Genomic DNA, 4724 nt, shown 5'->3' with positions numbered 1-4724 from the left:
TCAGCATCTCCCTCTTGCGCAGGACTTGCCCGCCGCCAAGGTTCGATCTGCAGGGCCTCGGTGTTGGCATGAGTGTCCGACGAGCGCGTAGCCCTCGCTCCTTTCCAGTGGACCTCCTTGGTGCCAGGAAGGCCTTGTTCCCTTAGCGAGACTTGAGGAAAAAGATGACCCAGAGCACGAAGCTCACTTGAAATGTGCCGTAGGCCGCTGCGGCATATCTGTCCAGCCGGCAGGCCTCATCGTAGTAGCGGTTCATGGCCTCTGGTGAGCCCGCCCGCAGGTAGCGCTCGTAGCGATCGTCGGCACTGCTCTTCAGGTATATGGAGGCGCCGCCCGCAAGCACCGTGGCTCCCAAGAAAAACCAGGAAATGCGCGCGTCTCGCTTCTTGCGCGGGTCCACGTGCACCCGGGCGCTGATAAGACGTCGGGACGAGTCAGCCGCCGGCCACAGCAGCAGCTCAGAAAAGAGGCTGTGTTCCACACTCAAGGCGCAATGAGGACGCGCCACACCGACCTGCGGCCCAGGAGTGTGTGCCCCAGCAGTACCCTGCCAGAAGAGCCCCAAGTCGCCTCCGTGCAACTCCGGAGGCTGGCCAGATGCTCCTGAGCAGCCCATGAGGCTCAGCAGCACCGCGCAGCACAGCGCCGCCCTGCGCAGATTCTGCCTGAGGAGGCCTGCTCTCATGCTTTGCCCTTCGCCCGAAAGGCGAAAATGCGGTTGCCCTCTGCTGCCACGAAAAGCCTGTCGTAGGCCACCAGAGGCATGGTGCGCACGCGGCCACCGGTGTCATACTTCCACAACTCCCGGCCGCTGTCCAGGTCGAGGGCGTAGACGTGCTGGTCCAGCGAACCCACGTAGACGACCTTGCCTGCCACCAACGGTGGGGTGCTGATGATGCTCTTGGCCCGGAAGCGCCAGCGCTCGCTGCCATTGCGCAGGGACAGGCAGTACACCAAGTGGTCGTTGCTGCCGAAAAGCACCACCGAGTCAGCTACTGCCGCCCCGTGGCGGATTCTTCCCCCAGTGGGAAAGACCCAGCGGACGAGTCCCGAATCCAGCGACAGGGCGTAGAAACTGCGGTCGGTCGAGCCCACACAGACGATCCCGTGGCTGATGGCCGGCGGAGCGAGGACGGCCCCTCCGGTGCGATATTGCCAGATGAGGGTGCCCTTGCGCACGTCCACGGCGCGAACGCGGCCGTCGTCGCTGCCGAACACCACCTTGTCTTCGGCGTACGCGGGCGTGGAGCGCAAGTTATCATCCGTGTTCAGGGTCCAGAGGACTTTGCCACTGCGCAACTCATAGGCGGTGAGGCGCTTTTCGTCGGCGGCGACAATCAAGTGGCCGTCGGCGATGAGCGGTTCAGTCTCGATGCTCCCCGCAGCCGCCGACCAAAGCAGGTGCCCGTCACCGAGGTCGTGGACGGTGAGGCTTGGGTTCCCGTGGCGCCGAGCGACAACGAGAAGGTTTTCATACAGCGCGCAGGTAATTTCAAAGCCGGGCCGAAACTTCTTCTGGGCAACCTTCTTGCCGGAGGGCCCGTCCATGACCAGCAAGTGGCCGTCTTTCGTGGGACAAAGGATGCTTGTACCGGCGGCGAGAAACGTCGGTCCGAGGCTGGCGGTGGCCTTGCGCTGCCAGTCAAGCTCCAACGGCGGGGCCAGCTCTGCAGCGACGACATTAGTCCGCTGCGCCGCCCCGCCGAACTGCGGCCACAGATGGGCGTCGCCCTTCTCGGCAAGTTGTGGCAGCAGGAGCCGGGCGCACCCACCGAGGGCCACCGCCGAGCCCGCGAGCAGACAGAGGAGCCGCAGAGTACGTCGCTCCCTAGAAATCCCAGCCGAAGAAGAATTGTGTAAACCAGTGCTTGTCAACGTTGATGTCCTTGAGGTGGTGAAACCGCGACGGTTCCGGCAGGCTGAATTTGCGTCCCCCATCCAAACGCAGCACGAGCACGCCGCCAATACGCCAGCGCACACCAAAGCCCACGCTTCCCAGGAGCTCATCAAAGTGGTCGTCCCAACCGTTGCCAAGGTCGACAAAGAGGGCGCCCCGGATGGCATTCAATGCCAAGCCGCCAATGGGGAACTTGATGAAGAAGCGATCGATGAACGGAAAGCGGAGTTCGTTACTCACCAGAGCTAACTTTGTCCCCCAGATCCGCCACAGGGGATAGCCGCGCAGGTCCCAGCTGCCGCCCATGAAGAAGGGCGTGGCTTCCTTGCCCTTGTTCATCATCGTCATCAGACGGAGGGCGTGGGTGACGCTCCGGCTGATGCGGAAGTAGTGCCGATAGTCGGCGATGAGCGTGACGAAATTCACGTGGGAGTGCTGCACATCCAAGGTGTTGCCGACGGTGAGGTTGTAGCGTTCGCCATCCACCGGGCCGGTGGGCCCCCAAAGCGAATTGTCCTTCACGAAGGAGACGATGTTGGAGACCAACACTGCCTTGCGCCGTCGGTTGAACACGTACCAGTCTTTGTCCGAATAGCGCACATTGAGACTGGCCTCGAAGCGGTTGAACACCGAAAAGGGGTAACTGACGGCGGCAAATCCTCCGGCACGCCGCTCCCAAAAGTAAAAGTCGTACAGCGAGTAGTAGCGACCGGCAAAGTGATAGAGACCCACCGCGAAGTTCGTGCGATGGGTTAGATCCAGGCGGGTCACCGCGACGTTGAAGCTCTCCAAGAACTCATCGCGCGTGCGGGCGTTGTTGTAGATCAGGAAGTAATACTGCGCGTTGCCCAGCATGTCGGTGATGGCCAGCTGCGCGCCCCCAGAGGTGCCATAGATGGGATCCTGCGTGACGGCACTCTGTGCCACATCAAGGTCGAACTTGGGACGATACTTGACCGCCTTGCTGAACACGTCGCCGCTCACCTCCTGGCTCAGTCGCTCCACGCTCTGCTGAGGGACCGTGTCCGCAGAGGCCACATTCGAGCTTTCGAACTTCCTGACCACCTCATCCAGAAGGCGCAGACGGAAAGAAAAGTTCTCAAAGGCGGAAAACAGGATCTGGTCGTTGTCCGTCCAATCGGGGTCGAAGGCGCCGGTAGTGAAGAAGGTGAGTTGCCGCAGCTCGTCCAGCTCGTCCGTGGCGGCCGGGTAGTGTTTCGTGTCGGCAGCGGATTCGGTGCTACTCCCTGAGAGCGAGGCGAACGGGCCCCGAGCCGTATTGCGCACCATCCAGATGTTGTAAGCGCCATCGCGGTCTGAGGTAAAGGTCAGATAGCGGCCGTCCGGCGACCAAGCAGGCGAAAGGTCGTTGTGCGGCGCACACGTCGCCGGCTCCACTGCCCCGGTGCGCAGGTCAAGTATGAAGAGGTTGTAGCAGCCGTCCGCGCCGTAGGGTGGCCGATCGCTGCTGAACGCGATGACCGACCCGTCTGGTGACCAAGCGGGATCGCGGTCGTCAAACAGGTCGTTGGTCAGCTGTTCGGCTGTCTCGCGTTCCAAGTCCACCAGGTACAGGTCGCTTTGGCCGCCAAAGCTGAGCCCGGTGACCACCAACCTCTGCCCGTCCGGCGCCCAGGATGGCGAGTAGAGGGACACGAGGGAGTCGAAGCGGACCTGTTTCACCATGCTCCGGTGCTCAATGTCAAAGACATGCAGCACGTCGCTGGCGCCGCTTCGGCTCACAAGAGCCAACAGGCCGGTGGGTGTCACGTCGATTTTGCTCTGGAGCACGTGAAAGCTCTCAAACTCCGATGTCCTCTCGCCTTTGATGAGCACCTCCGCCTTTGGCGGCTCGCGTCCGCCGTCTATCCTTTGCAGATAGATGTTCGAGTAGCCCATCCGGTTGGAGACAAAAACCACGTAGCCACCGTCCGCGCGACGGTAAAAGACCGGTTTGGTGTCGATGCCTTCGCGGGTGACCACCGTGCTGCTCATCTCCGGGGAGTCGCGCCGCTCTAACAGGGGGTAGGTGCTCTTCTTCAGCGCGTAGAGCCACTGCTTGTCGAATTGCTCCGTGTCCACCCCGAGGGTGAGCCTCATCACGTCGGCGAAGCGCTCCTGCTTCCAGCTGTTTTCGATGAGGCGGAGAATCTTTTCCTCGCCAAACGTCTCGCCGATGTACTTGAGGATCGCCTGTCCTTCCTTGTACATGAGGAAGGAGCCGTAGATCTGGTACATCTGGCTGAGAGGGACAATGTAACCGTTGAGCACACCATCCCGGATGAACATCTCCGCCTGCGAGTCCCAGCCAGTGGACCAGTACTCAGCCAGGCCTTCGATGAACCAAAGGGGGAGGTCCGTCGGTGCGAGCCTCCCGCGCTCCTTGAACACGGCGGCCAGCTTGCTGTAGGTGAAGACGTGCACCAGCTCATGCCGGATCACGTGCTTGAACTCGGAGATGGAGCCATTGGCGGGTACCACCACTCGTCCTTTGAGGAATTCAAAAAAGCCCCCCACGCCCTCGGGGACCAGATAGGGGGTGGTGTTGGTCTGTTGGAAGTGGGCGTGGCTTGCGTAGAAGATGAGCGGGATGCGCCGGTTGATATTGTGATCGAAGCGGTCTTCCAAGACGCGGTAGGTCTCCTCGGCATAGGCTGCGCCGATCTCCGCTATCTTGCGCATCTCTGGGTAGAAGTAAATGTCAAAGTGCTCGGTCTGCAGCACATGCCAGCGGAAGTTGTCGTACTGCACCTTGTTGCGGCCGAAGTAATACTGGCCGTGGCCGGCATTGACCGCGAGGAGGAGTGCTATCGCGGTCAGAGTAAAT

The 4724-nt window shown here is 61.4% G+C and carries 3 protein-coding genes; all 3 read right to left on the bottom strand.

Annotated elements, in window-relative coordinates; all coding sequences use genetic code 11:
- Positions 1-142 precede the first annotated feature (142 nt).
- Positions 143-685: a hypothetical protein gene (locus H5U38_01765; GenBank protein MBC7185740.1), complete on the bottom strand. Its 543-nt coding sequence runs from the start codon at positions 683-685 to the stop codon at positions 143-145.
- Positions 682-1782: a PQQ-binding-like beta-propeller repeat protein gene (locus H5U38_01760; GenBank protein ID MBC7185739.1), complete on the bottom strand. Its 1101-nt coding sequence runs from the start codon at positions 1780-1782 to the stop codon at positions 682-684. The genes H5U38_01765 and H5U38_01760 overlap by 4 nt, the downstream gene beginning before the upstream one ends.
- A 46-nt stretch (positions 1783-1828) precedes the next feature.
- The coding region (locus tag H5U38_01755; protein ID MBC7185738.1) for a PD40 domain-containing protein at positions 1829-4724 on the bottom strand (2896 nt) is incomplete at its 5' end.

The organism is Calditrichota bacterium, assembly GCA_014359355.1.
GTDB lineage: Bacteria > Zhuqueibacterota > Zhuqueibacteria > JANLFK01 > Oleimicrobiaceae > Oleimicrobium.
Note: the sequence above shows the minus strand (reverse complement) of the source record. Positions and strands in the feature narration are given on the sequence as shown.

Bases quoted from the DNA above. Each gene is read 5' to 3' on its own strand.
- H5U38_01765 (MBC7185740.1), bottom strand. From the start codon at position 685: ATGAGAGCAGGCCTCCTCAGGCAGAATCTGCGCAGGGCGGCGCTGTGC.